The 21,951-nt window shown below is 64.1% G+C and carries 23 protein-coding genes and 2 tRNA genes; 12 read left to right on the top strand and 13 right to left on the bottom strand.

Translation table 11 applies throughout. The features are described 5' to 3' along the window. Positions 1–42 precede the first annotated feature (42 nt). The 3 genes from BRAD285_RS03605 to BRAD285_RS03595 are packed head-to-tail and all read left to right on the top strand — an operon-like array spanning position 43 to position 1,859. Positions 43–462: a YeeE/YedE family protein gene (locus BRAD285_RS03605; RefSeq protein WP_006610474.1), complete on the top strand. Its 420-nt coding sequence runs from the start codon at positions 43–45 to the stop codon at positions 460–462. Positions 463–469: 7 nt separating this feature from the next. After that, entirely contained in the window at positions 470–922 is a 453-nt protein-coding gene (locus BRAD285_RS03600) for a DUF6691 family protein (protein ID WP_006610475.1), read from the top strand. Between the two features lie 43 nt (positions 923–965). Further along, positions 966–1,859, top strand: coding sequence for an MBL fold metallo-hydrolase (locus tag BRAD285_RS03595; RefSeq protein ID WP_035645221.1), 894 nt, complete (start codon positions 966–968; stop codon positions 1,857–1,859). 121 nt (positions 1,860–1,980) lie between these two features. Here BRAD285_RS03595 and BRAD285_RS03590 read toward each other — a convergent pair whose 3' ends face one another. Then, entirely contained in the window at positions 1,981–2,508 is a 528-nt protein-coding gene (locus BRAD285_RS03590; RefSeq protein WP_006610477.1) for a Dps family protein, read from the bottom strand. Positions 2,509–2,615: 107 nt separating this feature from the next. Between BRAD285_RS03590 and BRAD285_RS03585 the strand changes: the two genes are divergently transcribed. The 5 genes from BRAD285_RS03585 (at position 2,616) to BRAD285_RS03570 (ending at position 8,550) form a co-directional block, all read left to right on the top strand. Then, positions 2,616–3,320, top strand: a complete 705-nt coding sequence (locus BRAD285_RS03585; protein WP_035645218.1) for a class I SAM-dependent methyltransferase — start codon at positions 2,616–2,618, stop codon at positions 3,318–3,320. Between the two features lie 106 nt (positions 3,321–3,426). After that, a tRNA-OTHER gene (locus BRAD285_RS35120) sits at positions 3,427–3,503 on the top strand. A 248-nt stretch (positions 3,504–3,751) separates the two neighbouring features. Beyond that, complete coding sequence (gene carB, locus BRAD285_RS03580; protein ID WP_006610479.1) at positions 3,752–7,216, top strand: carbamoyl-phosphate synthase large subunit; 3,465 nt, start codon at positions 3,752–3,754, stop codon at positions 7,214–7,216. A gap of 216 nt (positions 7,217–7,432) precedes the next feature. After that, positions 7,433–7,909: a transcription elongation factor GreA gene (gene greA / locus BRAD285_RS03575; RefSeq protein ID WP_035645223.1), complete on the top strand. Its 477-nt coding sequence runs from the start codon at positions 7,433–7,435 to the stop codon at positions 7,907–7,909. A 236-nt stretch (positions 7,910–8,145) separates the two neighbouring features. Next, positions 8,146–8,550 (top strand): DoxX family protein, encoded by a 405-nt coding sequence (locus BRAD285_RS03570; RefSeq protein ID WP_006610481.1) that lies wholly within the window; start codon positions 8,146–8,148, stop codon positions 8,548–8,550. A gap of 130 nt (positions 8,551–8,680) precedes the next feature. Here BRAD285_RS03570 and BRAD285_RS03565 read toward each other — a convergent pair whose 3' ends face one another. After that, the gene (locus tag BRAD285_RS03565; protein ID WP_006610482.1) at positions 8,681–9,160 is read right to left on the bottom strand and encodes an Lrp/AsnC family transcriptional regulator; all 480 of its coding nucleotides are present in this window, start codon (positions 9,158–9,160) and stop codon (positions 8,681–8,683) included. Between the two features lie 282 nt (positions 9,161–9,442). Here BRAD285_RS03565 and trxB point away from each other — a divergent pair, with 282 nt between their 5' ends. From trxB to BRAD285_RS36475, 4 genes are all read left to right on the top strand, one after another. Next, positions 9,443–10,408 carry a thioredoxin-disulfide reductase gene (gene trxB, locus BRAD285_RS03560; protein WP_006610483.1) on the top strand — a complete coding sequence of 322 codons (966 nt, stop codon included), beginning with the start codon at positions 9,443–9,445 and terminating at the stop codon, positions 10,406–10,408. Positions 10,409–10,415: 7 nt separating this feature from the next. After that, a complete protein-coding gene (locus BRAD285_RS03555) occupies positions 10,416–11,339 on the top strand; it encodes a LysR family transcriptional regulator (protein WP_006610484.1) in 924 nt (307 codons plus the stop codon). Between the two features lie 455 nt (positions 11,340–11,794). Continuing rightward, positions 11,795–12,718: a 4-hydroxy-tetrahydrodipicolinate synthase gene (dapA, locus tag BRAD285_RS03550; RefSeq protein ID WP_006610485.1), complete on the top strand. Its 924-nt coding sequence runs from the start codon at positions 11,795–11,797 to the stop codon at positions 12,716–12,718. Between the two features lie 208 nt (positions 12,719–12,926). Then, positions 12,927–13,061: a hypothetical protein gene (locus BRAD285_RS36475; RefSeq protein ID WP_256387666.1), complete on the top strand. Its 135-nt coding sequence runs from the start codon at positions 12,927–12,929 to the stop codon at positions 13,059–13,061. A gap of 61 nt (positions 13,062–13,122) precedes the next feature. Here BRAD285_RS36475 and BRAD285_RS03545 read toward each other — a convergent pair whose 3' ends face one another. The 11 genes from BRAD285_RS03545 to BRAD285_RS03500 form a co-directional block, all read right to left on the bottom strand. Continuing rightward, the gene (locus tag BRAD285_RS03545; RefSeq protein WP_006610486.1) at positions 13,123–13,800 is read right to left on the bottom strand and encodes a ParA family protein; all 678 of its coding nucleotides are present in this window, start codon (positions 13,798–13,800) and stop codon (positions 13,123–13,125) included. Between the two features lie 315 nt (positions 13,801–14,115). Then, positions 14,116–15,225, bottom strand: a complete 1,110-nt coding sequence (locus tag BRAD285_RS03540; RefSeq protein ID WP_006610487.1) for a hypothetical protein — start codon at positions 15,223–15,225, stop codon at positions 14,116–14,118. Positions 15,226–15,234: 9 nt separating this feature from the next. Continuing rightward, positions 15,235–15,891 carry a 5-bromo-4-chloroindolyl phosphate hydrolysis family protein gene (locus BRAD285_RS03535; RefSeq protein ID WP_006610488.1) on the bottom strand — a complete coding sequence of 219 codons (657 nt, stop codon included), beginning with the start codon at positions 15,889–15,891 and terminating at the stop codon, positions 15,235–15,237. Continuing rightward, positions 15,892–17,469 carry a VWA domain-containing protein gene (locus BRAD285_RS03530; RefSeq protein WP_035645225.1) on the bottom strand — a complete coding sequence of 526 codons (1,578 nt, stop codon included), beginning with the start codon at positions 17,467–17,469 and terminating at the stop codon, positions 15,892–15,894. Between the two features lie 11 nt (positions 17,470–17,480). Further along, on the bottom strand, positions 17,481–18,539 hold the full coding sequence (locus BRAD285_RS03525; protein ID WP_006610490.1) for a toxic anion resistance protein: 1,059 nt from the start codon (positions 18,537–18,539) through the stop codon (positions 17,481–17,483). 763 nt (positions 18,540–19,302) lie between these two features. Next, positions 19,303–19,491: a hypothetical protein gene (locus tag BRAD285_RS35655; protein WP_172889731.1), complete on the bottom strand. Its 189-nt coding sequence runs from the start codon at positions 19,489–19,491 to the stop codon at positions 19,303–19,305. Continuing rightward, a complete protein-coding gene (locus BRAD285_RS03520) occupies positions 19,488–19,886 on the bottom strand; it encodes a hypothetical protein (protein WP_006614148.1) in 399 nt (132 codons plus the stop codon). Before BRAD285_RS03520 ends, BRAD285_RS35655 begins: the two co-directional genes overlap by 4 nt. Before the next feature lie 265 nt (positions 19,887–20,151). Further along, positions 20,152–20,499 (bottom strand): hypothetical protein, encoded by a 348-nt coding sequence (locus BRAD285_RS03515; RefSeq protein ID WP_035648058.1) that lies wholly within the window; start codon positions 20,497–20,499, stop codon positions 20,152–20,154. Positions 20,500–20,682: 183 nt separating this feature from the next. Next, positions 20,683–20,868 carry a hypothetical protein gene (locus tag BRAD285_RS03510; RefSeq protein WP_244422329.1) on the bottom strand — a complete coding sequence of 62 codons (186 nt, stop codon included), beginning with the start codon at positions 20,866–20,868 and terminating at the stop codon, positions 20,683–20,685. Positions 20,869–21,012: 144 nt separating this feature from the next. Then, a tRNA-His gene (locus tag BRAD285_RS03505) sits at positions 21,013–21,089 on the bottom strand. 260 nt (positions 21,090–21,349) lie between these two features. After that, positions 21,350–21,784, bottom strand: a complete 435-nt coding sequence (locus BRAD285_RS03500; RefSeq protein WP_006614150.1) for a phasin — start codon at positions 21,782–21,784, stop codon at positions 21,350–21,352. Positions 21,785–21,951 lie beyond the last annotated feature (167 nt).

The raw sequence follows: 21,951 nt of genomic DNA, 5'->3' as shown, positions 1-21,951 counted from the left end.
TGGATTGCAACGCACACAGACTGCCGAGGGCCGCACAGCGACATGATCAGTGAACCAATCTTGACCGCGCTTGCGGGCGGCGCCCTGATCGGGCTCGCCGCCGTCCTGATGATGGGCCTGACCGGCCGGATCGCCGGTGTCAGCGGCATTGCCGCGCGGCTGCTGCCGCCTTGGGACAGCACGCTCGCCGGCCGGCTCGCCTTCATCGTCGGCCTCGTCGCCGCGGCCCTGATGGTGCGGCTCACCACGGGCAGCCTGCCGCCGTTCGTACTCCAGGCCGGCCCGACGGCGCTCGTGCTCGCGGGATTGCTGGTCGGTTTCGGCGCGGTCTGGGGCAATGGCTGCACCTCGGGCCACGGCGTCTGCGGCATCGCCAGCCTGTCGCCACGCTCGATCCTGGCCACCCTGGTGTTCATGGCGACGGCGGTCGCGACCACGTTCCTCGTGCGGCACGTGATGTGAGGCTGCCATGATCATCCTGATCCAGTTCGTCATCGGCATCGTGTTCGGGCTCGGGCTGCTGCTCTCGGGCATGTCCAATCCGGAGAAGGTGCTGAGCTTTCTCGATTTCGCCGCGATCCGCTCCGGCGGCTGGGACCCGAGCCTCCTGTTCGTGATGGCGGGCGCCGTTGCCACGACCTTCATCGGCTTCCGGCTCGTGTTCCGGCGTGAACGCCCCGTGCTCGACGACCGCTTCCATCTGCCGCACGCACAGACATTGGATTGGCGAATCGCGACGGGACCCGCCATTTTCGGCATCGGCTGGGGCCTTGCCGGCATCTGCCCTGGCCCGGCCTTCGTCGCGCTGGGCTATGGCTCACCCGGGATCATCGTATTCGTGATCGCCATGATGGTCGGGATGGCCGCGGCGCGCGTCCTGGCGAACCGCCAACCGGCGCTCGGCGTTGCGCTTTCGGAATGAACGAGTCGGAATGAACAAGACACACGCTTCGGCGGAGGTTCACATGTCCAGCATCCCGCATCCGGTCGATCTGTCAGTGAAGCCCGACATCACGCCGTTCTTCGATCCGGCCACCAACACGGTGAGCTACGTGGTCAAGGACCCCTGCTCGCCCGCCTGCGCCATCATCGATTCCGTGATGGACATCGATTACGCATCCGGCCGTCTCGCGCCAGTTTCAGCCGACAAGATCATTCGCCTGATCCAGGACAGTGGATGGCAGCTGGAGTGGCTGATCGAAACCCATGTCCATGCCGATCATCTGTCGGCCGCGCCGTACATCCAGGCCAAGCTGGGCGGCAAGATCGGCATCGGCGCCAACATCCGCGTGGTGCAGGAGACCTTCGGCAAGATCTTCAACGAGGGAACCGAATTTCGCCGTGACGGCAGCCAATTCGATCGCTTGTTCCAGGACGGCGACACCTACCAGATCGGCGGCATGACGGGGTTTGCCATGCATACGCCGGGTCACACCCCGGCCTGCATGACTCACGTCATCGGTGACGCCGCATTCGTCGGGGATACGTTGTTCATGCCCGATGGCGGCTCGGCGCGGGCCGATTTTCCGGGCGGGGATGCCCGCACGCTATACCGCTCGATCCGCCGGGTTCTCGAGCTGCCTGAGGCGACGCGGCTGTTCATGTGTCACGATTACGGCCCGAACGGCCGCGACATTCGCTGGGAAACGACCGTCGCCGAGCAGCGCGCGCACAACATCCATGTACGTGACGGCATCACCGAGGATGAGTTCGTCGCGGCCCGCGAAGCGCGCGACCGTACGCTGGACATGCCCAAGCTGATCATTCCGTCCCTCCAGGTGAACATGAAGGCTGGGCAATTGCCGAGCGCGGACGAGAGCGGCCGCCGTTTCCTGAAGGTGCCGCTCAACGCACTCTGACGATTATGCTTGAGGGCGATGTGGCTGTCCGGCTCGCGTCAGGAGGCCAGGGCGAACGCAAAATGAAAGACGCGCTACGTCGCCGTAGCGCGTCCTCGAAATCACGTCGCAGCTGATCGGCTCACGCCGCGTTGCTGCCTTCCTGGCGGCTGGCCTCGAACAGGAACCAGGTGCGGCGCTCGGTCTCGTCGATGAAGTTCTCGAGCAGGCCTGCGGTGGCCGGATCGTCATTGTCGTCGCACACCTCATGCGCCTTCCGCATCGCGGCGGCGATGTGCTTGTTGTCCTCCATCAACTCCCGCAGCATCTCGCGCGGAGGGACATACTCCTCGTTGTTGTCCTTGATGGTCTGCAGCTTGCTGATCTGGCTGATCGACTTGATCGTCGTACCGCCGAGCTTGCGCACCCGCTCGGCCAGCTGGTCCGTCGTGGCAAAGATCGCGTCCGACTGCTCGTCCAGCATCTCGTGATAGTCATGAAAATGCCGCCCGCTGACGTGCCAATGGAAATTCTTGGTCTTGAGATACAGCGCAAAGGCATCCGCCAGCAGCGTGTTCAGCGCCGTCGAGATCTTGTTCACGGCGTCCGGCGACAGATCGGTCGGGGTATCGAGGTCGGGGGCAGTCTTGTCGGTCTTTGCTTTACTCACGGGCTAACCTTCCTGTTAGAAGCAGCGTGGACACGGGGGATCGGACCCGTTAACGCTCGCTAACCCCTGCAGTTCCGATCAAGGAACTGTGTTTGCCGGAACCCGACATGGACGATTGGATCGATTATTACGATTCCACGCACACGATCTATGCGAGCAAGCTGCACCGCGACCTGCACTTCGAGGGGATCGCCCGCGACATCGTGGGTTACATTCGCTCGCCCGATGCCGTGGTGCTCGACTATTCGTGCGGTGAGGCGCTGTCGGCCGGCAAGGTCGCCGACGCCTGCATGACGCTGATCCTGGCCGAGCCGGCGCCCGGCGTGCGCGGCCGGCTGATCGCGCGCTTCGCGCCCAACACCAAGATCCGCGTCCGCTCGCTCGACGAGCTGCGCAACATGCCGGAGGCCTCGATCGAGCTCGTCGTCATGAATTCGGTGGCGCAATACATGAGCGAGGCCGATTTCGACGCAGCGCTGGGCGTCATCCGCCGGCTGCTCAAGCCCTCGGGGCAATTCGTCCTCGGTGATATCCTGCGTCCTGACGTCGGCATGCCCCGCGACGTCCTGGCCCTGTTGATGTTTGCCGCGCGGGACGGCTTTCTCAAGGATGCTCTGGTCGGCTTGGTCGCCACCGCCCTGTCCGATTACCGGCAGCTGCGGACCAAGATCGGCCTGCAGCGGTACACCGAGGCCGACATCCTGGCGCGGCTGAAGAGGGCTGGGTTCAACGCGGTCCGCGCGCCCAAGAACATCGGCCACAACCCGTGGCGCATGACGTTCGTGGCGCAGCCGGCTACGGGAACCGTCTGACCGGGAGCGCGCCCGTCCCCGCCTCGTCGGCCACATCCGGCAGCGCAATTAGGGTTAACTGAAACAGCTGCTGGATCACGGGCCCGTGAGAGGTAAGATCGTTCTCGGCCCGGTGGCGGAAGCTACGACGCGAAGAGCGGTGCAACGCTCTTGAACCTGGTTCAAGTCCAGGCCGGGCCTCCAGCCTTCGCTGCTGTCGCAGCTTCGGCTCGGCAAGCCAGCCAAGATCGACCGTCCTTGCGCCCGGCGCTCGCCAATTTGGCCGTTGATTTCGGCCCAAAACCCTTTTCGCTCAGAGGAAACTGGTCTAAAGACCGCTCGCGCGCGAGCACTGGTCGCGCCTTGGCCTTCCCTGGGCCTGTGGGGGACGCGCGGCACGCGCGCCCTTTTTTTGTGCTCAATTCTCTGCCGTTTCTTGCCCGTGAGCTTGAATGCCGAAACGAACCGACATCTCGACCATCCTGATCATTGGCGCCGGTCCGATCGTGATCGGCCAGGCCTGCGAATTCGATTATTCGGGCACGCAGGCGGTGAAGGCGCTCAAGGAGGAGGGCTATCGCGTCGTCCTCGTCAATTCCAATCCGGCCACGATCATGACCGACCCGGAATTGGCTGACGCGACCTATATCGAGCCGATCACGCCCGAGATCGTCGCCAAGATCATCGAGAAGGAACGCAACGTCATTCCCGGCGGCTTCGCACTGCTGCCGACGATGGGCGGCCAGACCGCGCTGAACTGCGCGCTGTCGCTGCGCCGGCAGGGCACGCTGGAGAAGTTCGACGTCGAGATGATCGGCGCCACGGCGGACGCGATCGACAAGGCCGAGGATCGCCAGCTATTCCGCAACGCGATGGAGAAGATCGGGCTGCAGACGCCCAAGTCGCGGCTCGCCAATGCCTCCGCGCTGAAGAAGCAGTACCGCGACAAATACCTCGCCGAGCGCGAGAAGCTCTCCGGCGCCGCGCGTGACGAGCTCGACCGGCAGTGGACGCTAGGCGAAAACGACCGCCGCAAGCGCTACCAGGAATATGCCCTCGGCGAGGCGCTGATGGCGCTGTCCGAGATCGGCCTGCCCGCGATCATCCGTCCGTCGTTCACGATGGGCGGCACCGGCGGCGGCATCGCCTACAACAAGGAAGAATTCCTCGACATCATCGAGCGCGGGCTCGACGCCTCCCCCACCAACGAAGTGCTGATCGAAGAGTCGGTGCTCGGGTGGAAGGAGTACGAGATGGAAGTCGTCCGCGACAAAAAGGACAACTGCATCATCGTCTGCTCGATCGAGAACCTCGATCCGATGGGCGTGCACACCGGCGACTCCATCACCGTCGCGCCGGCGCTGACGCTCACCGACAAGGAATACCAGATCATGCGCGACGCCTCGCTGGCGGTGCTGCGCGAGATCGGCGTCGAGACCGGCGGCTCCAACGTGCAGTTCGGCGTCAATCCCGCCGACGGCCGCATGGTCGTGATCGAGATGAACCCGCGCGTGTCGCGCTCCTCGGCCTTGGCCTCGAAGGCCACGGGCTTCCCGATCGCCAAGGTGGCGGCCAAGCTCGCCGTCGGCTACACGCTCGACGAAATCGCCAACGACATCACCGGCGGCGCGACGCCGGCGTCGTTCGAGCCGACGATCGACTACGTCGTCACCAAGATTCCGCGCTTCGCCTTCGAGAAATTCCCCGGCGCTTCCACGACGCTGACCACCTCGATGAAGTCGGTCGGCGAAGTCATGGCGATCGGCCGCACCTTCCAGGAGAGCCTGCAGAAGGCGCTGCGCGGACTGGAGACCGGGCTTACCGGCCTCGACGAGATCGACATCGAAGGGCTCGGCCGCGGCGACGACAAGAACGCGATCCGCGCCGCCTTGGGCACGCCGACGCCGAACCGCATCCTTCAGGTCGCCCAAGCGATGCGGCTGGGCTGGTCCGACGAAGAGATCTTCAACTCCTGCAAGATCGACCCGTGGTTCCTGGCGCAGATGCGCGGCATCGTCGAGATGGAGGACAAGGTCCGCCGTCACGGCCTGCCGCCGAACGCGACCGGCATGCGCTCGCTGAAGGCGATGGGCTTCTCGGATGCCCGGCTCGCAGTGCTCGCCGGCACGAGCGAAGCCGAGGTCGCCGCCAAGCGGCAGGCGCTCGGCGTCCGCCCGGCGTTCAAGCGCATCGACACCTGCGCGGCCGAGTTCGCCTCGCCCACCGCCTACATGTATTCGAGCTACGAGACTCCGTTTGCAGGCACACTCGGGGACGAAAGCGCGCCCTCGGACAAGAAGAAGGTCATCATCCTCGGCGGCGGCCCGAACCGGATCGGCCAGGGCATCGAGTTCGACTATTGCTGCTGCCATGCCTGCTTCGCGCTGGCGGATGCCGGCTACGAGACCATCATGGTCAACTGCAATCCGGAAACGGTGTCGACCGATTACGACACCGCCGACCGGCTGTATTTCGAGCCGCTGACGGCCGAGGACGTGCTGGAGATCATCGCGACCGAGCGCAAGAACGGCACGGTGCATGGCGTGATCGTGCAGTTCGGCGGCCAGACGCCGCTGAAGCTGGCGCGCGCGCTGGAAGCGGCCGACGTGCCGATCCTCGGCACCTCGCCGGAGGCGATCGATCTCGCCGAGGACCGCGACCGCTTCAAGCGCATCCTCGACAAGCTGCATCTGAAACAGCCGAAGAACGGCATCGCCTATTCGGTCGAGCAGGCGCGGCTCGTCGCCGCCGACCTCGGCCTGCCGCTGGTGGTCCGCCCGTCCTACGTGCTCGGCGGCCGCGCGATGCAGATCATCCGCGAGGAGAATCAGCTCAGCGACTATCTGCTCGGCACCCTGCCCGAGCTGGTGCCGGCGGACGTCAAGGCGCGCTACCCGAACGACAAGACCGGCCAGATCAACACGGTGCTCGGCAAGAACCCGCTGCTGTTCGACCGCTATCTGTCCGATGCCACCGAGATCGACGTCGACTGTCTGTCCGATGGCAAGGACACCTTCATCGTCGGCATCATGGAGCATATCGAGGAGGCCGGCATCCACTCGGGCGACTCGGCCTGCTCGCTGCCGCCGCATTCGCTCGACGAGGCCACCATCGCCGAGCTGGAACGGCAGACCCGCGAGCTCGCGCTCGGGCTCGACGTGGTCGGCTTGATGAACGTGCAATATGCGATCAAGGACGGCGCGATCTACGTGCTGGAAGTCAATCCGCGCGCATCGCGCACGGTGCCGTTCGTTGCCAAGGTGGTCGGCACGCCCGTGGCCAAGATCGCGGCGCGAATCATGGCCGGCGAGAAGCTTGCCGATTTCGGCCTGACGAAGCGCAAGCTCAACCATGTCGGCGTCAAGGAATCCGTCTTCCCGTTCGCCCGCTTCCCCGGTGTCGACACGGTGCTCGGCCCGGAGATGCGCTCCACCGGCGAGGTGATGGGCATCGATCGCTCGTTCGCCGTGGCGTTTGCCAAGAGCCAGCTCGGTGGCGGCACACGGGTGCCGCGCAAGGGCACGGTGTTCGTCTCCGTGCGCGAGAGCGACAAGGCGCGGATCACCGAGGTGGTGCGCATGCTGCACGAGCACGGCTTCAAGGTGGTCGCGACCTCGGGCACCCAGCGCTTCCTGGTCGATCAGGGCGTGCCGGCGGAGAAGATCAACAAGGTGCTGGAGGGCCGGCCGCACATCGTGGACGCCATTACCAATGGCGACATTCAGCTGGTCTTCAACACCACCGAGGGGCCGCAGGCCTTGGCCGACAGCCGATCGCTGCGGCGCGCTGCCCTCTTGCATAAAGTGCCGTATTACACCACTCTTTCGGGTGCCGTGGCGGCCGCGCAAGGCATCCGTGCCTATCTCGGGGGAGACCTCGAGGTCCGCACCCTGCAGAGTTACTTTTCCGAAAACTAATCGCGTGGAGCGGGCGAACGCCCGCTAAGCGATTGGCAATAATCGGCAATAGAGCCTCTTGGCAGGAACTCGCCGCCCGGTTCGATGTTGGTCCGGCCTTTGACGGGCCGGTTTGACCGGGCTTTGAGGCTTTGCTTTCAGCCGCAAAAGCCTATTCTGATTCTGAAGATGCTGATCGTGCGCGGCTTTGCCCGCACGGCTGAAGGACGAGAAGAGATGGTGGAAAAGGTTCCCATGACCGCGGGTGGCTATGCCGCACTGGAGGTCGAGCTGAAGCAGCGCCAGTCGGTGGACCGCCCGCGCATCATCGAGCACATCGCCGAAGCGCGCTCGCATGGCGACTTGTCGGAAAACGCGGAATATCACGCCGCCAAGGAAGAGCAGTCGCACAATGAGGGTCGCATCGCCGAGCTCGAAGACAAGCTCGCGCGCGCCGACGTCATCGACGTGGCCAAGCTGTCCGGCGACACGATCAAGTTCGGCGCGACCGTCACCCTGATCGACGAGGATACCGAGAAGAAGACGGTCTGGCAGATCGTTGGCGAGGTCGAGGCGGACGCCAAGAAGGGCAAGATCTCGATTACCTCGCCGTTGGCGCGCGCGCTGATCGGTAAGAAGATGGGGACCAGCGTCGAGGTCATGGCGCCCGGCGGGGCCAAGTCCTACGAGATCGAAAAGGTCGAGTGGCGCTGACGCCAGTCCACCTTCGTGAAGGCATCAAGGGCTGCGCGAAGGCGCAGCCTTTTTTGTTCAAGGAGCCACTTTCCCCCCTGAGGGTGTTCGACAGCGCACGGTCAATTCATCGGCACCGGAAGATTCATGGCGGTGACGGGGTTCTGGTAATGAGCTAGGTGAGATCCGGCGAACCGGGCGACGCTCAAACCAGTCCGGCGCTATCACGATCACTTTGATTTGGGGGACGATCACACATGGAGCAGATGCTCTCGAAATGGCAACCGGCTGTGCTCAGCCTGTTTCGCTTCATCATAGGCCTTTTGCTGTTTCAGTACGGCGTGGCGAAGATCTTCAAGTTTCCGGTGATTCCGTACTTCGCGAATATCCCGCCGCTGATCTACACGGCCGGCATGATCGAGCTCGTGCTCGGCGCCCTGCTGATGGTCGGCCTGCTCACCCGGCCCGTGGCGTTCATCCTCTCGGGCCAGATGGCCTTCGCCTATTTCCTCGGCCATATGTTCAAGACCGGCGAGCCTGTCTGGCTGCCGCTGCTGAACAACGGCACCGCGGCGATCGCCTTCTGCTTCTCGTGCCTGTATCTGGCGACGGCCGGCGGCGGCCCGATCAGCCTCGACGCACTGCTGCGCAAGAAGAGCTGAGCTCCCGCTCGCTCTCCATGGTCATTCCGGGTGATGCGCAGCATCGAACCCGGAATCCAGAGCTTACAGACGCCATTTCGAGATTCCGGGCTCGGTCCCTCACGGGACCGCCCCGGAATGACGGTCGGGTCTAGCCGCGTCCCTTGACCTCGAGCGGCACGGCCGCGTCGTATTTCGAATTATGCAGCACCAGTGACGTCCGCACGTTGCGCACATGCGGCGCCGCTGTGAGGTGCGTGACGAACTCCTGGAATGTCGCCATATCGGGCGCCACGCATTTCAGGATGAAGTCAACTTCACCCGACAGCATCCAGCACTCCCGGACCAGCGGCTCGGCGCGGACGAACTCCTCGAACGCCTTCAGGTCCGCATCGGCCTGGCTCGAGAGGTGGACCGCGGCGAACACGGTGACATCGAAGCCGAGCTTGCGCGGATCGAGCAGTCCCCGGTAGCCGGTGATGTAGCCCTCCTCCTCCAAGGTCCTGACGCGCCGCAGGCAGGGCGGCGGCGAGATGCCGACCCGCTTGGCGAGTTCCACATTCGTGATCCTGCCGTCGGCCTGAATTTCGCTCAGGATTTTGAGATCGATGTCGTCGAGGTTCTTGGTCACGGGGGCTGGGGGGCTGGCGGGAACAAGCGGGAGGCGGGCCCCCGGGTGGATGGCAATCTCTTAGCGCAAGCCGGTCAATTTGCGCAATTTTATTACTCTAGATTTCCCCTGTTGACCGCCTCGTGAAGGGAAAATTCGCCGAGATGCGTTGCAATTCTTGCATAGCTTGCCAGATGCCTTAGACTTGGATTTGACATTTTCGATGGGGCTTCGGGGCGTTTCTTCCACGCATTCCGCTCGCTGCGTCGTCAATCTACCCCTTTCCAGCGAGTTCTCGTCGTCATGCAAGCTCCGATCCATGCCAAAGTCGTCATCATCGGTTCCGGCCCCGCCGGCTACACCGCGGCGATCTACGCGGCACGGGCCATGCTTGAGCCGGTGCTGATCCAGGGCATTCAGCCGGGCGGCCAGCTCACCATCACCACCGATGTCGAAAACTACCCAGGCTTTGCCGACGTCATCCAGGGCCCCTGGCTGATGGAGCAGATGGAGAAGCAGGCGACCCATGTCGGCGCCAAGATCAAGACGGATCTGGTGACCAAGCTCGAGCTTGGCCAGCGTCCGTTCCGCCTGACCTGCGACTCTGGCGACGTCTATCTGGCGGAAACCGTCATCCTGGCGACCGGTGCGCAGGCGCGCTGGCTCGGGCTGCCGTCGGAGGAGACGTTCAAGGGCTTCGGCGTTTCGGCCTGCGCCACCTGCGATGGCTTCTTCTATCGCGGCAAGGAGGTCATCGTGGTCGGCGGCGGCAATACCGCGGTCGAGGAAGCGCTGTTCCTAACTAATTTCGCCTCCACCGTCACGGTCGTGCATCGGCGCGATCATTTCCGCGCCGAGCGCATCCTGCAGGAGCGGCTGTTCAAGCATCCCAAGATCAAGGTCGTCTGGGACAGCGCGCTCGACGAGATCTGCGGTGCGAGCTCGCCCTCGAAGGTCACGCACGTCCGGCTCAAGAACGTCAAGACCGGCGCGCTCACCGAGCTGCCGGCCGACGGCGTCTTCATCGCCATCGGCCATGCGCCGGCCACGGAGCTCGTGGCAGGCCAATTGAAGCTGAAACCCTCCGGCTATGTCGAGGTCGTGCCGGGCTCGACCGCCACCTCTGTCCCCGGCGTATTCGCGGCCGGCGACGTCGCCGACGAAACCTATCGGCAGGCGATCACGGCCGCCGGCATGGGCTGCATGGCGGCCCTCGAGGCCGAACGCTTCATCGCCCATACGGCGAGCGAACGCGCCGCTGCAGAATGAACTGACGATGCCACGATCACGGGATGGATTTACGGATATGGATTGGGACAAGCTGAAGGTGTTTCACGCAGCGGCGGAAGCAGGCAGCTTCACGCATGCCGGGGAGCAGCTCGGGCTGTCGCAATCGGCAGTGTCGCGCCAAGTCAGTGCGCTCGAGCAGGAGCTCGCGGTTTCCTTGTTTCACCGCCACGCGCGCGGCCTGATCCTCACCGAACAGGGGGACCTGCTGTTCCGCACCGCGCATGACGTTTTCATGCAGTTGCAGGCGGCGCGGGCGAAGCTCACCGACAGCCGCGAACGTCCGAGCGGCGACCTCAAGATCACCACCACTCCGGGCGTCGGCATCAACTGGCTGATCCCCCGGCTCGGCGAGTTCACCGCGATGTATCCGGAGATCCGCATCTCGCTGATCGTCACCGACGAAGAGCTCGATCTCTCGATGCGCGAGGCCGACGTCGCGATCCGCACCCGCAAGCCGACGCAGCCCGACCTCATCCAGCGCAAGCTGTTCGCGATCAGCTTCCACGCCTACTGCTCGCCGGAATATGTGAAGCGGTTCGGCACGCCGCGCACGCTCGACGAGCTCGACGACCACCGCATCATCATGCTCGCCGACGGCCAGGTCGCGCCGCATCTGCAGAATCGCAGCTGGCTGGTCGACGCCGGCCGCAACGGCTCCGGTCCGCGCGAGGCTTATTTCCGCGTCAACAACATCCTCGGTCTCGTGCGCGCCTGCCAGCAGGGCCTCGGCATCGCCGCGCTTCCCGACTATCTCGTCGAGGAGAACAGCCGGCTCGTACAGTTGTTTGGTGAATCCGACTCGATCCAGCTCGACACCTACTTCGTCTACCCCGAGGAATTGAAGACGGTGGCACGCGTGCAAGTGTTCCGTGACTTTGTCGTGAGCAAAGCGCAGCGCTGGCCGGCTTGAGATTGTGCATGTCTGACATGCGGTGCGCCTGCTTGCTGCAGAGCCGTATCGCGGACCATAGTGCTCGGGTGCTGAGCGTTGGCGCTGCGCATTGTCCCCCTCCTCCAGTGGCGCAAGCGCTCGGAATCCTTCTTGGAAGGTGATTGTGTCGGCCTCTTTGGCCATACCTCCAGCCGGGCTCATTGGGCCCGGCTATTTTTTTGCGCGTCGTTTTTAGCGCAAATGCCTTCATCACACACGCGTGAGATTGACAGCACGTCGCTGGCCGCGCATGTAGGCGGCATGTCCACGTCGCACGCCAAGCTGTCGTCGAAAAAAGGTCCCCAGCCGGGGACCTGTGGACGCGCGCGCTAGAATCTTTCGAGAGTTCACCGCCGCATCACGAGCCCCGCCGCAAGGACGGGGCTTTTTTACGTGTCCCGTCTCCGGCCTCAACACCCCCGAGGAGATGGACCATGACGACCCTTCGAACGCGACTGCAAGGACTGTGGCTGCCGCTGATCACGCCGTTTCGCGACGGCGCGCTGGACGAACCTTCCTTGCGCAATCTCGTCCGGTACTATGCCGCCAAGCCGGTCGACGGTTTCGTGCTCGGCGCGACCTCCGGCGAGGGACTGGCGCTGTCGTGGGACGAGCGCGCGCATCTCGTCGGCGTCGTCCGTGACGAGCTCGCCGCACTCGGTCGCACGCTGCCGATCTGTCTCGGCATCGGCGGCGTGGCGACATCAGACCTCATCGAAGCGCTCGATCGAACGGCGTCATGGCCGATCGACTGCCATCTGATCTCGAGCCCGCCCTACGTGCGTCCCTCGCAGCGCGGGCTGCTGGCACACTTCACCGCCTTGGCTGAGCGCACGATGCATCCGATCGTGCTCTACAACATCCCCTATCGCTCGGCTGTCGGGCTCGCCAACGAGACATTGCTGCAGCTCGCGCAGCATCCAGCGATCGTGGGCCTGAAGGATTGCTGCGCCAACCGGATGCAGACGCGCGACCTGATTGCGCGCCGGCCACCGGGCTTCCGTATTCTCACGGGCGAGGACGCCCAGAGCTTCGATGCGCTGCAGGCCGGCGCCGACGGCGCCATCCTGCTCTCGGCGCATCTGGAGACCGAGACGTTTGCGGCGATGCTCGATCACGCGAGGGCCGGTCGGACCGACGCCGCAGCGGCGTGCTGGTCGCAGGTCGAGGATCTCACGCGCCTGTTGTTCGCCGAGCCGAGTCCGGCCCCGGCAAAGTATTGGCTGGCGCGGACCGGCGTCATCGCCAGCGCCGAGGTCCGGCTGCCGATGGTGGACGTCAGCGCCGAGCTCGCCGCACGGCTGGATCGGGAGATCGAGCGCCGCAGCACAGCCGCGACACAGAGCCGCGTCGCCTGAGCCCGGCTGCGCGCAATCTCCGGCTCTGCCTCGATCGTCAGGCGGTTGATGCAGGGTCGGCCACACCGGCCTCCGAACGCCGCTGATCCGGCGGCCGTTGGTTAATCGCGACTAATAAGCGCGATCAAATGCGGTGCGCTTGGAAACCAGCTCTTTAAAGACATTCCACTATGGATGTTGAAAACCTCAAAACGAGCGCGGGGGCGTCGTGGCTTTTCAGGATCATCCATTCCCTGAGCGTCAGGGATTCAGCACCGAAGACATTCTCTGGGCGGTCGGGATCTGGTCGGTGATCCTGACGCTGACGCCGGCGATCGCGTTCTATCTGCTGATGGTCGCCTGACCTCATTGAAACGTAAAAAACGCGCGGCACCCCGCGCGTCCTTGATTCACGTCAGCTCGGCTCACGCCGCCTGCTTGTGCATCGCGCCGTTGGCGGACACGGTGCCGCGGATCGCCTTCACCGAGCGCTCGATCGCAGCCCACAGGCGTGCGATCTCGGCCGCCGCGCGTCCCTCCGCATAATATTCGCGCACGCCTTCGCCCTGCCCCAGGGCCATCAGGAGATCGGCGCGGTTGGTGATCTGGCCGCCCCACACCGGCGCCTTGAACTTGGCGAGGGCCTCGCGGGCGATGGTCACGATCGGGCTCTCGGCGTCATCGCGGCGCGCCGGCGCGCCGTTGAGCACGACCGCGTACGGCTTGCGCGCGGCGCGGCAGGTCTGGATTGTCTCCTGCACCGCGTTGACGTCGAACACGCCCGGACGCGCCGGGATGATCACCATGGTCGCGTTCTTGATCGCATCCTCGACCACGGCCGAGATGGTCGGCGGCGTATCGATCAGCACCCACTCGACGCCGTCGCGGCGGGCGGCGGAGACGATCGCGCTCACCGAATTCACGGCCGTCTTGATCGGCGGCTCATTGGTGCCGCGCAGCTTGTGCCAAAGCGTCAGCGACCCCTGGGGGTCGGCATCGATGAGCAGACAGGACTTGCTCGCCTTGATCTGCGCAGCGAGATGGGCGGCCAGGGTGCTCTTGCCTGAACCGCCCTTACGCGATGCGAAAACAATAACGTTCATACCTTGGCCTCCAGATTGACCCCGGCCGCGAAAATGAATCAGCGGACTGATTCGCGGAAGATAAATTTAGCGATTGCTAAGGCGTAACTCCTGATTGCTGAAACGCATTGGTTTTTGAGTCACACCATCGGCAGAAAAGCAGCAGATCGGCTGTGCATCCTGCGACAACATCCGATCATGCTCACCCGCATTTGCATGCTGAGGCTGCAATGAGCCGCGCCGTTCCGCGCGGTGTCAGCAGCACGCCCCTCATCGTGCATTGATCCCGCTGGCACCGACAGTCCATCAACCTCCCTGGATTCGCAAGGCCCGACGCTACGCGGCCAGATGATCCAGCAGCGCCATCATCACCGGTGCATCCGGCATCGGCAGCACCGAATCGATGCGGTCGATCAGCCGGGATTGCAGCAGCGGATTGCGCGCCTTGCCGATGGTGCCGAGCGGACCGCGGAAGCCGTGATCCTCCCAGGCGAGCTCGAGCAGCGCCTCGCTGGTCAGCGCCTCGATGAGATCATCGGCGCCGCGATCGAGGCTCATCAGCGGATGCGCCGAGAACACCGTCGGCTTGGGATAGATGATGACCGGCTTGGCCGGTGCATTCGCCTCGACGCGCTTCCAGCGCTCGGGATCCTGCAGCACCCATTCGACCAGCTGATTCTCGTAGCCGACGATCAGCGGCTGCGCGCCGGCGCCGCCGGCGATGTAGTCGTCGAACAGCTTGCCGGAGGATGGTGGCTTGAAGCCCATCCGTTTGAATACGGTGGCGACGTCGCCATCGATTTTCGGCAGCGCATCGAGCGCGATCACGTCGCCGCTCAGCAGGTTCGCGGCGAGGCCCGCGAACATGAAGCCGGAGTTCGAGCGGTTGGGATCGGTGGAGACGATGCGCGCACGGCCGAACAAATCAGCAACGCCGATCTGCGCCCAGCTGTCGCCGGCGATGATCGCCTTCAGCAGCTTCAACAGATCGACCGTGTAGCGCGGCCCGCCCGCTGGCTCGGCGATTCCGGCTTTCACCAGGCCGTCGGCGATGCGATCCCAGGAATACAGCACGATCGGCGAGTTGAAGATCACCTGGTCGCGCGAGATCTTCACGCCGGCGCCGCGGGCGACCTCGACCAAGACCGAGGACGACGGCCACAGGAATTGCGGCTTCTGGTCGAGCAAGGTCCGCTCGCGCACCATCTCGACCGAGCCGGCGCGACGCGCGTCGAGCACCAGGCCAAACCGCCGCTCCAGGAGATAGCGCACCCGCGCATTGGCGAGGAAGCCCTCCTTCTCGCCGCCGGCAAAGCCGAACAGCTGCTTCGGCTTGCCGAACTTGCCGGCGATCTCCGGATGCTGGTTGAGATACAGATAGCCGCCGGTGGCCGCTGCTGACGTCGCCAGCAGGCCGATCCCGAGTGCGCGGCGCGACATGGGCATCAGCCCCTCCTAGACCTTGTCCCGCCGCTCGAGCGGAACGGCCGGCGGCGCAGCCGGGCCAAGATCCTCATCGAGGGCGCTCTTGAGAAGTTTGAGCTCGATGTCGAGCTTGTCCAGATCGGCATCCTGCAGGCTCGCCGCATAGCGCGTGAAGGCCGCATCGAGCCGGTCGATCAGCTCGCGGGTCGAGGCCAGCCGCGCGGCGTCGACGACCGGCGCCTGCTCCAGCTCGGCATAGGCCTCAGCGATCTCGGCGGCGCGCGGCAGATAATAGGTCAGGAAGCGCCTCACGCGATCGAGCCGCAGCGGGTCCTTCTCGATGCCGGTAAAGATGCGCCGCGCGATCACCGCGAGGTGGCGGACGCCGTCGGCGACCTTGCGCTCGCGGATGCGCCCCGCGGACTGCTCCAGCCGCTCGGCGCAGGGCGCGGCCTCGCGAAGCAGCTCGCGCGCGAGCTGCACCTTGCCGCGTGCGACGCCGCTGGCATCGAGCAGCGGAAACGCCGCGCGCGGCGCCAGCACCGCGATGGCGCCGCCGCCGGCGCCCAGACCAATCACGCAGGCGAGCCAGAACGGCATGCTCAGACCGATCGCGAGCGCAGGGATCGCGACGGCGGCGATCAAGCCGCCGACGATCCATCCGGTCTCTGACGGCGCACTCGGCATCTAATTATATCCACGCACCGCGCGGAAGGCGTCGGTGAGATTCTTGGTGCCGTCGAAGACGCGACCGCCGGTGAGCTTGGCCAGCGCATCGAGCTGCTTGCGGTCGGCCTCGTCGCCGAAGGTGACGCCGAATACCGGCACGCGGCCGCCATCGGCGCGCCAGGGCTGCTCGAAGGTGGCCCGCTCGCCAAAGCTCTTACCATCGGTCATGATCACGATTGCCGCCAGGTGCGAGCCCTTGTCCAGGATTGGTTTCATCGCCGCCAGCGCCCGCGCGCCGCAGGTGTAGAAATCCGTGCCGCCCCCGGCGCGCAATTCGAGCGTCTGCTTCAACAACCCGGCCTGCTCCTGCTCGTCGCCGCTGGCGCTCGACACCCATAGCACGTGGTCATTGAACGGCAGCACCAGGATTTCATCCTGCTTCGACCATTGCACCAGCAGCTCCCGCGTCCGCGCCGGCGTCAGCAGGAAACGCATGGCCTCCAGGAGCTGCGTCTCGCCATGGCCCTGCATGCTGCCGGAGAGATCGAGGCACAGCGCCGTCAGCGATGGCCGCCGCAGCGCGTCCTGATAGGCGGCGAGCGCGATCTGGATCACCTTCGGCTCCGGCGGCCGCACCACGGTGACCGCGCGCGACGGATCGATGTTGGTCGTCTGATCGCCCGGCAATTGGGACGCGCGCGCGAGCTCGACGCGGCGGCCGGTCTTGGCGATACGGGCCTGCGTCTCCGGCTTCAGCAGGAAGGCCTGCAGCTCATCGAAGAACGCCTGCACCTCCTTGCCGCGGCCGCGCTCGACGAAGCCGAGCGGCGAATCCGCCACCGAGACGCCGTCCTCGGGATAAACAGCATAAAGCGGCTCGAAGCCGTCAGCCTTGAGCTTGTCGTTGGTCTCCTTGATGACGGCCTCGTAGTTCCACATCGCCTGATAGTGCGTGCCGTTGCGCTCGCCCTCGCGATAGAGATCGGCAAGCCAGCCGCTGGAGCCGGAGGAGCGTTCGACGCCGCGCAGCAGCGAGCGCACGGTGGTGACGACGCCCTCGCGTTCGAGATCGCCGGCCTCGATAAGATCGGGCTTGCCGATCGCAGACGCCAGCATCGCGAGATAGGCCGAGGCGCCGGAGTTGGATTGCGTCGCCGAGGTCATCAGGAATTTCAGCCGCCCGGCCTGAACCGCGGCCAGGATATCCTTCGTGGTCACCTTGGCGCCGATCCAGCCGAGCTCTTGCGCCTTGGAGCGGCGGACGCCGAGGATCACCGGCATCTGGGTGATCGACTTGACCGACTTCACCCGCCGGCCGGTGTCGAACATATCGATCCAGATCGAGGCCGCCGGCCACACCGCATCGGCCTTCGCCTCATTGCCCGGCTTGAGCGACAGCGCGATGTCGAGCGAGCCCTGGTAGGTCATGTCGCAGGTCGCGCCGCGCGACTTGCAGAACTCCTGGACCAGCGGCTCCAGCACGTCGTTCTCGGAGCCCGAGAGGATCGAAAATTGTGGCCCGCTTGGGCCGCAGCCGGCGAGCCAGAGCGCGGCCAATCCGATCGCAAGCACCCGCCACATGGCCCGAAGACTCATGGCCTGCACACTCACACCGGCGCCTTCGACAACACGGCCTTCAGCTCGGCGGTCTGCTGCGCCATGCGGTGCTCGACCTCCTCGCGCTTCTTGCGGCCTTCCTGCTGTGTGGTCAGCACGCCGGTGATGGTGTCGATCAAATCGCGATTGGTCTTGTCGAGCGTCTCGATGTCGACGATGCCGCGCTGCGACTGCTGCTCGATCGCGATCGCCTGGGTCTTCATCATCTCCGACGCCTGCCGCATCATCTCGTTGGTGGCGTCGGTCACCGTCTTCTGCAGTTCGAGCGCCGATTTCTGCCGCTGCAGGCCGAGCAGCAGGATCATTTTCTGCTTCCAGACCGGGATAGTGAGCTCGGTGGTGGCCTGAAGATTCTCGATCAGGGTCTCATCGCCGGACTGCACGATGCGGATCTGCGGCAATTGCTGGATACCGATCTGGCGCGCCTGCTGCAAATAGAAGATGCGCTTTTCCAGCCGGTCGAGCGCCTGCACCGCGTCCTGATAGGTCTGCGCCGCCATCAGCGCATCGCTGCCCTCGGCGGAGGCCTTTGCGGCGCGCTCCAGCTCGAGCAGCGGTCCGCGGCGATAGTCGTCGACGAACGCCTTGCCGGCGGCGATATGCGCGTCGAGCTCGGTCAGCGCGGCCTTGGTCTGCTCGTGCAGATCGTCGAGCAGCGCGATGTCCCGCCGCAAGGTCTCCTTGTTGCGGTCGAGCTCGATGCAGATGCGATCGATCTGCGAGGCGACGTCGTCGAAGGCTTCAGTAAAGCGCCTGATACGTGCCTCCATCGACGAGAACATCCGCGTCAGCAGCCCGGCGTCCTTGAGCGTCGCCGGATCGAGCCCGCGCGCCTTGCCGAGGATGTCGGACAGCAACTTGCCGGTCGTGCCCATCTCGCGATTCTGGGTCTGCGCCAGGATGCGGTCGGCGAACTCGACCACCGAGCGCTGCGCGCGGTCACCGAAGGTGACCAGGCGGGAGCGGTCCGAAATGTCGATTTCGGAGCGGATGCGCGCGACCACCGACTGGTCGGCGTGAACCGCCGGCAGGTTGACGGTCTCAGACATGAGGATACCTCGGGGAATGGGTCAGCAACGACCGGGCAAAGGGCTGAAAAATATAGGGACACATTGCAATGGTTCGATGACAACCGATGACGAACCCGATGCGGAGCATGTTCAGGAACATGACGACGGCGACCCTTGGCCGCAGTTTGGCCGGCAGATGGCTCGGCCTGGGAGCGGCTGATGGATTCGTCGATCCAGCGGGGGATCGGTTCATCACATGACACGCAAATGCTGCCATTCGCTCCACGGCCGCGCTTTCGCTACATGCCCCGCTGTCGTCCCTGCGAACGCAGGGACCCATAACCACCGGCCCAAATGGGACGATGACTGGCAATTGCGCGTCTCACTTAGATTCCGCGGTATGGGTCCCTGCGTTCGCAGGGACGACAGCGCAGATTTGGGCTGGCATTGGTGCCCTCCATGACCGGATGACGGTTGTGAGATTTCGACCCACGCGCCCGCATCCTCGCGGCGCCCGGCGCCCGAGTTGTTCAGCCGATGCCCCTCGACATCCGCGAGGGCGCAGGGAATGCCGGGTGAAGGCCTCACCCATGGCCCGCCTGCAGAAAAAAAGCAGGCGGCAGTCACCACAGGTTCAGCCGACCATCCGGCATTCCCTGCGCGATGGGCTTACGAATTATACGTGCTCTCCCTGGGGATCGGCGTTCTTGCCCCCATCATCAGCGCGTGCCGTCAAGCAACACGTTGACTTGACCTCAGCGACGAGAGGCCAGGACCACACGACTTCATCGTCCGTGACGGATCAGTCGTCGCGCCGTAGCGCCTGATCCATCACGGCCACCGCATCCCCGCCCCACGTATCGTGACGACCGCGCGTACGCCCCTTCGCTTGGGACGGGATGCGCGGATAAGACCACTGATTTGGGGGCGGCGTCAAGATTTTTTCTGGAAAACGGAAGATCGATGCCAAGCGATCCATCGCGATCTTCACCAGCGGAGTTCATGCGGACTTGTCTGGAAAAGCGCGACGCGAAGACCTAAAAATGCCAGCGACAGCAAGTGAGCGAGAACCAATAAGAAGGCGAGCAGCATCAGGAGAATACCAAGCTGAGATGCTGTGGTGCCCAAGAGCCCTATAGGCTCGTCAGGCGCTGGCAGATAACCATACGAAGCCGAATAGAATGCAGGGAGTACAGCTACAACAACGGCCGAGAGAACGATCATCAAAATCGTGAGGAGCGGCAGTGCGCAAACTCCCAGTGCGAGATGACGGCTACGCAGGAAACGGCGAGTGCAGAGGTGACAGATGATCGCGATGGCCAGCATGAGCATGCTGCCCCCGAACAGAAGCTCGACAAACAAAGTATAGTTTTCAGGTCTCTGCATCAGATTAAAACCGTTGAAAGGCGGCTGATGTTATCATCCCCAGGCCTTGATGTATTAGGCGCAGACCGGAACCGAGTGAGCGATCGCCTAAGCTGAGCGTCCGCCCCACTTCGCGCCTACCGCATCGTCGCCCCGATCGTGGCCTTGCGTCGATCGGTATACTGACACAATCACGCCGAATGTCCGCCTGGCAGTGAATTGCGACTTGCTCATTCCAGCATAAGTTGCCGGGTGTGCACCAGGATGTCTGCAGGCCTCCAAGCGGTCAGAGACGCGCTATACCGACATCGATAGAGTAGTCGTCCGCACACTCCAGAACAGCGGAGAAATAATAATCATCGATCCATCGCGCGATCGATCGCGGGTCGGACAGATCGAGACTGCCGGTCAGATATTTGTTCGGCTCCCACATCAACAGCGCAAATGCCGGGAGCCCTCCGAGTTTCTGGCTCGGGGCGTCGGCGGACAAATATGCCGCGTTGATGCAGCCGATCTCGAACTGAACCCATTTCGTCGGATCGCCGGTGACCTCGAACGTCGCGATCCAGCCCGAACCGCCACCCAGAATTTCGCGGACAGCTGGCGCTATCTCAGCGATCTGGTCACTTCCCATGGTCGGTCCCCAGTGGCGAACGGAATTGTGCAGACGCAAGTATCGCGCGTAGGGCGGATCAGCGCAGGGTGATCCGCCGGTTCATCGTTCAGGCAGTGAGCATAGGTCAAAGGCGGCACAAGGGCGCCCGAAGGAACAACTGTCCTCGGATATCTTGCTCGAAGATGGCAGATTACGCTGGCGCTAATCCGCCCTACGACATTGAAGCATGGCGTCCAGCCGAGCGATGACATCGCCGATCATCCCCTTCAGCCTCAGAAATTCTTGGTCTTCACAGGCTTCGTCGGCAAGCGTGAGCGCGAGCGACAATTGCTCGATGGACCGCTCGACGTGCTGCTTGAATGCTGCGGCTGACTTCGCATCCATCATGCTTCCTCAGCGTAGAGATCGGATCGCCGGGCTCATTCGCACCTCGACAGCTGTGGAGCTCATCGGCATCCTCGACGCTTGTCGCCGCGGGACATCGGACGAACAACGCCGCCGGCGAGGCAAACGATCGATATGTCGGGAATTTGGTACAGTTGGGTGGGCTCGAACCACCGACCTCCTGTTCCACAGACAGGCGCTCTAACCAACTGAGCTACAACTGCATCCGCAACGGGCAGAGCCCCGCGAGAGGGGGCGCCCGAACGGCCGGAAACTAGGTGCAATGGGGGGATTTGGCAAGTCCGAGAACGGATAAAGTCGCCCGCCTCCCCGCGGTTTTTTGCTGCCTTTGTGAGCGCTTCCCGCGACTGCCCAGAATGCGGGCTCGAAATAGATCGAGCCCGGACGCGGAGCGCGCCGGGCTCGGGATTCGCGGCCATCCGCTGGCGCCGGTAGGCGCCGAGCGGGGCTCGGGCTGTGGACTTTAGGCCGCCGGCTTGAACAGCTTGGTGGCGCTTTCCTTGATCGGCTCGACCGTCTCGGTCGCGACCTTCTGGCCGAGCTCGCCGAGCTCCTTGGCCTGGGCGGTGAACGCCTCGAACTGCTTGCGGGCGAAGCCGGCCCACAGCTCCATCGCTTCCGACGGCGACTTCACGCCGAACAGCTCCTGGGCGAAGTCGAGCGAGGCGGTGGTGTTGGCCTTGGTGAACTCCATCACCTTGGACGAATAGGCGCCGGCCCCCTTGCTGGCGTTGGCGAAGAAGGCCTCGATGGCCGAATTGTGGGTCTCGGCCGCGTCCTTGAACTTGGCGTAGTTCTCGCGGGCCTGCGACACGCCCTTCTCGGCGAGCGCGCGCACCTGCTCGGGAACCTCGAACGGGATGATCGATGCAGAGAAAGGATCGGTGGCATTGGTCATGGCATGCATCCTTGGGAACATTTAAGGCTGAATCGTCCCGGCAACGAGACGTCACTTCGGATCACGCAGAGGAACCGCCCCTGGGAGGTAACAACCTCGCGTAGAGCTATATCGTGTCGAATTTGTGCAACGCAACGACTAATTCCGATATCTGGAACTCTTTGTCG

The organism is Bradyrhizobium sp. ORS 285 (genome assembly GCF_900176205.1).
GTDB lineage: Bacteria > Pseudomonadota > Alphaproteobacteria > Rhizobiales > Xanthobacteraceae > Bradyrhizobium.
The sequence above is the reverse complement of the archived record's forward strand: the minus strand, read 5'-3'. Positions and strand labels throughout refer to the sequence as shown.

Excerpts from the sequence above, each read along its gene's own strand:
- BRAD285_RS03500 (WP_006614150.1), bottom strand. The coding sequence starts at position 21,784 with ATGACCAATGCCACCGATCCTTTCTCTGCATCGATCATCCCGTTCGAG.
- trxB (WP_006610483.1), top strand. The coding sequence starts at position 9,443 with ATGCAAGCTCCGATCCATGCCAAAGTCGTCATCATCGGTTCCGGCCCC.
- BRAD285_RS03515 (WP_035648058.1), bottom strand. The coding sequence starts at position 20,499 with ATGGGAAGTGACCAGATCGCTGAGATAGCGCCAGCTGTCCGCGAAATT.
- BRAD285_RS03535 (WP_006610488.1), bottom strand. The coding sequence starts at position 15,891 with ATGCCGAGTGCGCCGTCAGAGACCGGATGGATCGTCGGCGGCTTGATC.
- dapA (WP_006610485.1), top strand. The coding sequence starts at position 11,795 with ATGACGACCCTTCGAACGCGACTGCAAGGACTGTGGCTGCCGCTGATC.
- BRAD285_RS03520 (WP_006614148.1), bottom strand. The coding sequence starts at position 19,886 with ATGCAGAGACCTGAAAACTATACTTTGTTTGTCGAGCTTCTGTTCGGG.
- greA (WP_035645223.1), top strand. The coding sequence starts at position 7,433 with ATGGTGGAAAAGGTTCCCATGACCGCGGGTGGCTATGCCGCACTGGAG.
- BRAD285_RS03555 (WP_006610484.1), top strand. The coding sequence starts at position 10,416 with ATGCCACGATCACGGGATGGATTTACGGATATGGATTGGGACAAGCTG.
- BRAD285_RS03510 (WP_244422329.1), bottom strand. The coding sequence starts at position 20,868 with ATGATGGATGCGAAGTCAGCCGCAGCATTCAAGCAGCACGTCGAGCGG.
- BRAD285_RS03605 (WP_006610474.1), top strand. The coding sequence starts at position 43 with ATGATCAGTGAACCAATCTTGACCGCGCTTGCGGGCGGCGCCCTGATC.
- BRAD285_RS03600 (WP_006610475.1), top strand. The coding sequence starts at position 470 with ATGATCATCCTGATCCAGTTCGTCATCGGCATCGTGTTCGGGCTCGGG.
- BRAD285_RS03570 (WP_006610481.1), top strand. The coding sequence starts at position 8,146 with ATGGAGCAGATGCTCTCGAAATGGCAACCGGCTGTGCTCAGCCTGTTT.
- BRAD285_RS03525 (WP_006610490.1), bottom strand. The coding sequence starts at position 18,539 with ATGTCTGAGACCGTCAACCTGCCGGCGGTTCACGCCGACCAGTCGGTG.
- BRAD285_RS03540 (WP_006610487.1), bottom strand. The coding sequence starts at position 15,225 with ATGCCCATGTCGCGCCGCGCACTCGGGATCGGCCTGCTGGCGACGTCA.
- BRAD285_RS03595 (WP_035645221.1), top strand. The coding sequence starts at position 966 with ATGTCCAGCATCCCGCATCCGGTCGATCTGTCAGTGAAGCCCGACATC.
- BRAD285_RS03545 (WP_006610486.1), bottom strand. The coding sequence starts at position 13,800 with ATGAACGTTATTGTTTTCGCATCGCGTAAGGGCGGTTCAGGCAAGAGC.
- BRAD285_RS03585 (WP_035645218.1), top strand. The coding sequence starts at position 2,616 with ATGGACGATTGGATCGATTATTACGATTCCACGCACACGATCTATGCG.
- carB (WP_006610479.1), top strand. The coding sequence starts at position 3,752 with ATGCCGAAACGAACCGACATCTCGACCATCCTGATCATTGGCGCCGGT.
- BRAD285_RS03530 (WP_035645225.1), bottom strand. The coding sequence starts at position 17,469 with ATGAGTCTTCGGGCCATGTGGCGGGTGCTTGCGATCGGATTGGCCGCG.